Source organism: Burkholderiales bacterium, assembly GCA_035560005.1.
Classification (GTDB): domain Bacteria; phylum Pseudomonadota; class Gammaproteobacteria; order Burkholderiales; family Eutrophovitaceae; genus DASRFY01.
Genome location: DATMAN010000003.1, coordinates 26,750 through 32,749, shown reverse-complemented (window position 1 = coordinate 32,749; position 6,000 = coordinate 26,750). Strand labels below are relative to the sequence as shown.

General features: G+C 64.3%; 5 protein-coding genes. All 5 read right to left on the bottom strand.

Features of this window, described 5'->3' with window-relative positions:
* Positions 1–1,188, bottom strand: a 1,188-nt coding sequence (locus VNM24_00315) for an argininosuccinate synthase (protein ID HWQ37041.1), incomplete at its 3' end; no start/stop codon positions are given.
* Between the two features lie 33 nt (positions 1,189–1,221).
* Positions 1,222–1,716, bottom strand: a complete 495-nt coding sequence (locus VNM24_00310; protein ID HWQ37040.1) for a hypothetical protein — start codon at positions 1,714–1,716, stop codon at positions 1,222–1,224.
* A gap of 57 nt (positions 1,717–1,773) precedes the next feature.
* Complete coding sequence (gene argF / locus VNM24_00305) at positions 1,774–2,694, bottom strand: ornithine carbamoyltransferase (GenBank protein HWQ37039.1); 921 nt, start codon at positions 2,692–2,694, stop codon at positions 1,774–1,776.
* A gap of 2 nt (positions 2,695–2,696) precedes the next feature.
* A complete protein-coding gene (locus VNM24_00300) occupies positions 2,697–3,887 on the bottom strand; it encodes an aspartate aminotransferase family protein (GenBank protein ID HWQ37038.1) in 1,191 nt (396 codons plus the stop codon).
* Between the two features lie 130 nt (positions 3,888–4,017).
* Positions 4,018–5,997, bottom strand: coding sequence for an aminotransferase class I/II-fold pyridoxal phosphate-dependent enzyme (locus VNM24_00295; protein ID HWQ37037.1), 1,980 nt, complete (start codon positions 5,995–5,997; stop codon positions 4,018–4,020).
* Positions 5,998–6,000 lie beyond the last annotated feature (3 nt).

The following is a 6,000-nucleotide window of genomic DNA, read 5'->3' as shown; positions in this document are numbered from 1 at the left end:
CATGCGCAAGGCGTTCAGGCGGATGAATCCCGCCGCATCCGCCTGGTCATAAGCCCCGCGGTCGTCGTCGAAAGTGGCGATCCGAGGATCGAACAGGCTGTCGCGCCGGGATTCGCGTCCCGTCACCAAGACCGTGCCCTTGTAGAGCTTCAGCCGCACGCGGCCGTTTACCGGGGCCTGGGACTCGTCGATCAGGGTCTGCAGCAGCCTGCGCTCCGGGCTGAACCAGTAGCCGTTGTAGATCATGCGGGCGTAGCGTGGCATCAGGTCGTCCTTCAGGGCCAGCACCTCGCGGTCCAGGGTAATCGATTCGATCGCCCGATGCGCCTTCAGCATGATCGTCCCGCCCGGAGTTTCGTAGCACCCGCGGGACTTCATGCCGACGTAGCGGTTTTCCACGATGTCGAGGCGGCCCACCCCGTGCCTGCCGCCGATGCGGTTGAGCGTGGCAAGCGCCTGGGCCGGGCTCAGTTTCTTGCCGTTGACGGCCACGATGTCGCCGTGCCGGTATTCGAGCTCGACGTACTCCGGGCGGTCGGGTGCCTTCTGCGGTGAGACGGTGATGCGCCACATCGACTCATCGGGCTCGTAGTCCGGATCTTCCAGGACGCCGCCCTCGTACGAGATGTGCAGCAGGTTGGCGTCCATGGAGTAGGGCGCGGCGCCCCGTTTTCTCTTGAAATCCACCGGAATTCCATGCCGCTCGGCGTACTGCAACAGCTTTTCGCGCGACAGCAGGTCCCACTCGCGCCACGGCGCGATGATGCGCACGTCGGGCATCAACGCGTAGGCGCCCAGCTCGAAGCGCACCTGGTCGTTGCCCTTGCCGGTCGCACCGTGGGCAACAGCGTCGGCGCCGGTGCGGCGCGCGATTTCGACCAGGTGCTTGGCGATCAGGGGGCGGGCGATCGAGGTACCCAGCAGGTACTCGCCTTCGTACACGGCATTGGCCCGGAACATGGGGAACACGAAATCGCGCGCGAACTCCTCGCGCAAGTCCTCGATGAAGATCTGCTTCACGCCCATCATGCGTGCCTTCCTGCGGGCAGGCGCCAGTTCCTCGCCCTGCCCGATGTCGGCGGTAAAGGTGATGACCTCACAGCCGTATCGGTCCTGCAGCCACTTCAGGATCACCGAAGTATCAAGGCCGCCGGAATACGCCAGCACGACTTTCTTGATCGGTCTCATGTTCTCCCAGTTGTCTGAATAAGGTGTGCCCGGCTAGATCCGGCGCGAGCTCGATCCCGACTTGATCTCACCGTTCTCCCATTCACCCTCGACGGTCTGGCCATCGGGTGTCCGGTAGATACCCCAGCCGTGCGGCTTGCCGGCGCGCCACTGGCCGTCATAGACGCTGCCGTCGGGACTCTGAGAGACACCCTGGCCGTCCTGCTGGCTGCGCTTCCACTCGCCCTTGTAGCGGAAGCCCTGGCGCGAGGTAAACGTCCCGATTCCCTCGGCCCAGCCGGCGCGCATGCTGCCCTCGTAGCGTTCTTCCAGGCGCCCGCCCACATACCACTCGAGGACGCCTTCCCCCTCGGCAAAACCGTTCGCGCAGCCTCCGCTCCAGCGAACCGTTTCCTCGCGCTGTGGGTTGGGGTTGTAGATCTGGCAGCCGTTCTGGTCGCGAATGGTGGCGACTTGCTCCTGCGCCCGGGCCGGCAAGCCGAGCGAAAGTACGGCCAACAACAGGCAAGACATCAGCGTACGAAACATCGAGATACTCCTCGTCAGCGAATGGAAGAAAACCGCGGCGAATCCGGCGCGGAGTACCTATTCGACCCGTCCCAGCAGCAGATATTCCATGAGCGCCTTCTGCGTGTGCAGCCGGTTCTCCGCTTCCTCCCACACGACGCTTTGCGGCCCGTCGATGACCTCGGCGGCCACCTCCTCGCCGCGGTGAGCGGGCAGGCAATGCATGAAGAGCGCGTCGGACTTGGCGGCCTTCATTATCTGCGCGTTGACCTGCCAGCGCTCGAAAGCCTTCTTGCGTACCGCATCTTCCGCCTCGAAGCCCATGCTGGTCCACACGTCGGTGGTGACCAGGTCGGCACCGCGCGCGGCTTCGTAAGGGTCGGCGAAGGTCTTCAGGTGGCTCGCGTCAACGATCCCCGCCCGGTCCGGCCGGACTTCGTAGCCGGGGGGTGTGGATACGTGCAGCGCGAAACCGAAGAGCGTGGCCGCCTGCAGCCAGGTGTGACAGACGTTGTTGGCGTCGCCGATCCACGCGACGGTCCTGCCCTCGATCGAGCCGCGCAGGTCGATGTATGTATAGATGTCCGCTAGGATCTGGCAGGGATGATATTGGTTGGTCAGCCCGTTGATCACCGGCACGCGCGAGTGGGCGGCGAAGCGCTCGATGATCGACTGCTCGAAGGTGCGGATCATCACCAGATCGCTCATGCGCGAGATGACCTCGGCCGCGTCCTCCACAGGCTCTCCGCGCCCGAGTTGCGAGTCACGGGTGTTCAGATAGATCGCGCTGCCGCCGAGTTGCTGCATGCCCGCCTCGAACGACAGCCGGGTGCGCGTCGAAGCCTTCTCGAAGATCATCACCAGGGTACGGTCGGCGAGCGGCCAGTAACGCTCATAGCGCTTGAACTTCTCCTTGATCCAGCGCGTGCGCTCAAAGAGATACTCCAGCTCGCCGCGCGAAAAGTCCTTGAGCTGCAGGAAGTGCCTGATCGCGCGCATGTTCAGCCAGTCGCCGCCGTCTCGGCCGACACCAGCGCCCGGATCGATCGGGTCACGCCGGCGACCAGTTGTCGTGCTTCGGCGTCAGTCATGGTCAGCGGCGGGAGCAGGCGCACGACGGTGTCCGCCGTGACGTTGATCAGCAGGCCCTGATCGAGCGCTTGCTTGACCAGGTCGCCGCAGGGCCGGTCGAGCTCGATTCCGATCATGAGTCCTTGGCCGCGGATTTCGCGCACGGCCGGCAGGTCCTGGAGCGACTCGCGCAACGCCTCCAGCATCCATCGACCCAGATGCTCGGCCCGCCTCAGAAGCCCTTCCTCCTCGATGATCGAAACGGTGGTCAGCGCCGCCACGCACGCGAGGGGGTTGCCGCCAAAGGTCGAACCGTGCGATCCGGGCTTGAAAACGCTCGCCGCCTTGCCGCGCGCCAGGCAGGCGCCGATCGGAAATCCGTTGCCCAGACCCTTGGCCAGCGTCATGACGTCCGCCTGGATCCCGGCGTGTTGATGGGCGAACCACTTGCCGGTACGCCCCATGCCGCTTTGTACTTCGTCGAGCATGAGCAGCCATCCATGGCGATCGCAGGCAGCACGCAGGGCGGCCAGGTAGCCTTTGTCCGGGACGTTGACCCCCCCCTCGCCTTGAATCGGCTCCACCAGCACGGCCACGATGCTGGGGTTGTTTGCCGCCACCTGGTCGAGCACCGCGTGGTCGCCGAAGGGGACCCGCACGAACCCGGTCAGCAGCGGCTCGAACCCGGCTTGTACCTTGCGGCTGCCGGTTGCGGACAACGTCGCGATGCTCCGCCCGTGAAATGCCTTCTCCATCACGACCACGGCGGGCACCTCGATCGCGCGCTGGTGGCCATAGAGCCGCGCCAGCTTGATCGCCGCCTCGTTCGCCTCGCAGCCCGAGTTGCAGAAGAACGCGGCGTCCATTCCCGAAATCGCGCACAGCTTCTGCGCCAGCGCTTCCTGTTCAGGAATGCGATACAGATTCGATGCATGCACGATGCGCCCCGCCTGCTCGGCCAGCGCCCGCACGAACCTCGGATGCGCGTGACCGAGACCGGACACCGCGATACCGCACAGCCCGTCCAGATAGCGCCGACCTTCGGCATCCCATAGCCAGGCGCCCTCGCCCCGGACGAAAGCCACCGGTTGCCGCGCATAGGTGTCCATCAGGTGCTGCATGATTCCTCTCGTTATCCACCGGCCAAAAACGCACACGGCGGCATGGTGCCGCCGTGTTCGCACGCGTCGCGGATGATTGTAGCAGCGCCGCAGCCGGTTGGCGGGACAGCGAGCCGCCTGGCGCGGCCGGTTACTTCAGTCGCTTGAGCTTCCTTTCCTCGGTCGCCGTCAGAACGCGCACGCAGGGCAGGTAGCCGTCGTAGACGATGCCGTGCATTTCGACGCGTTTCTGGCTGCGCAGCAGGCCAACCAGGTAGTAGACGATGTCTTCGGTGATCAGCTGACCCGGCACCAGCACGGGAATGCCCGGGGGGTAGGGCACGATCTGGTCGGCCGACACCCGGCCCTGCAATTCCTTGTTGAGCTTGTCCTGCTCGTCGACCAGCGGCTGCAGCTCTCCGCCGCAGTAGAACGCATCCCGCGGCAGATAGCGCAGCGTGGTGAAGCTCGGGATGTCGGGCGACTTGTAGAGCCGGCGCTGCGCGCGCCCCTCGCGCGCGATGCGCATCAGGGCGTCGTACAGGCGCGAGACCTTGGAGCGCGTCGTGCCGATGGTGAGCAGCAGCGAGAGCGTGTTGAAGGTCGACTTCTCGACCTGTATGTTGTAGCGATCGAACAGTTCTCTTTGCAGCTCCTCCACCGTGTAGCCGCAGGCCGAGATGTCGACCGTGACCTTGGTCGGGTCCAGCTTGATGCCGTCGTCCTTGACTTCCTCGGGAAGCAGGTCTTCCAGTTCCAGCACACGGAAAACCCCGCTCGAGTTGATCTGCGCACGCAGCTCCTGCGCCAGCTCGAGCGTGCGACCGAGCAGCTTGAAGCCCTCCATCGAAGCCTGCTTGCGTGCCACGTCCAGGCTCGCGATCATGCTGTACTGCGGGCTGGTCGAGGTGTGCATGTTGAAGTTCTCGCGGAAGATGTGCTCGTTGAAGTCCGGGTCGTTGACGTGGATCATCGACGCCTGCGAGAACGCGGACAGGACCTTGTGGGTGGATTGCGTTGCGTAGTCGGCGCCCGCCTCCAGCGCAGTGGGCCGGAAGAAGGGGTGGAAGCGGGCGAAGCCGTACCACGCTTCGTCGATGATGACCTTGATTTTCTTCGCGTGGGCCGCCTCGATGATGGGCTGCAGATCGTAGCGTAGCCCGTCGTAGGTGCACGAGGTCAGGATGAGCGCTTCTGCGTCCGAATGCTCTTCGATCGCCTTGAAGATGGTCGACTTGGGCACCGGGCCGAAGATCCCGAACTTGCGATTGACGGAAGAATCCAGGTAAATCGGATGGGCGCCGGAGAGCACCACGCCGTGGTGAACCGATTTATGGCAGTTGCGGTCGAGCAGCAACTTCTCGCCCGGCGCGAGCAGCGTCTGAAAGATGACCTTGTTGCCGGTCGATGTGCCGTTGGTCGCAAAGAAGGTCCGCCGCGCGCCGAAGGCCTTCGCGGCGAGCTTCTGTGCTTCCGCGATCACGCCGGTGGGCTCCATCAGCGAATCGAGCATCGGAACCGACACCGACAGATCGGCATCGAATACGTGCTCGCCCATGAATTCGTAGAAGTCCGACACCCACGGACTGTCGCGCAGACTGTCGCCGGAAGAGTGGCCGGGCGTGTGCCAGGCGTCCTTCGCCATCAGCACGTAGGACTTGAGCGCGTCGTAGAACGGCGTGGCCGAACGCTCCTGTAGCTGTGCGTTGAGGATGCGGTACATCCCCCGATAGTCGCGCTCCCCGCGGTAGAAATAACCGTCCACGGCTTCGGTGAAGAGCGCGTCGACCACCTCATCCTCCTGGTCCTGCGCGATCAGGACGTAGATGTCCAGCTCGGGCCGCAGCCGCGTGATCCTCTGAACCAGTTCCAGCGCAGACATCTGCAGGACCCGGCTGCTGCCGTTGGTTTCGTTTTTCAGCGTGTAGAGCGTGTCATCGACGATGACCGCCTGGAGATCGCCGTCGGTTTCGATCGCGGACAACGCTTCGCGTGCGGTGGTGACGCCGACAAAGGTGATGCCAAGCGGGTTGTCCAGACTCTTTGCGGCTGCGTTCAGGCCCCTGACGAACTCCTTGAGGACCAGCGTCTCGTCGTTGACCACCAGGATCTTGCTGACCGGCTTGTCCATAGA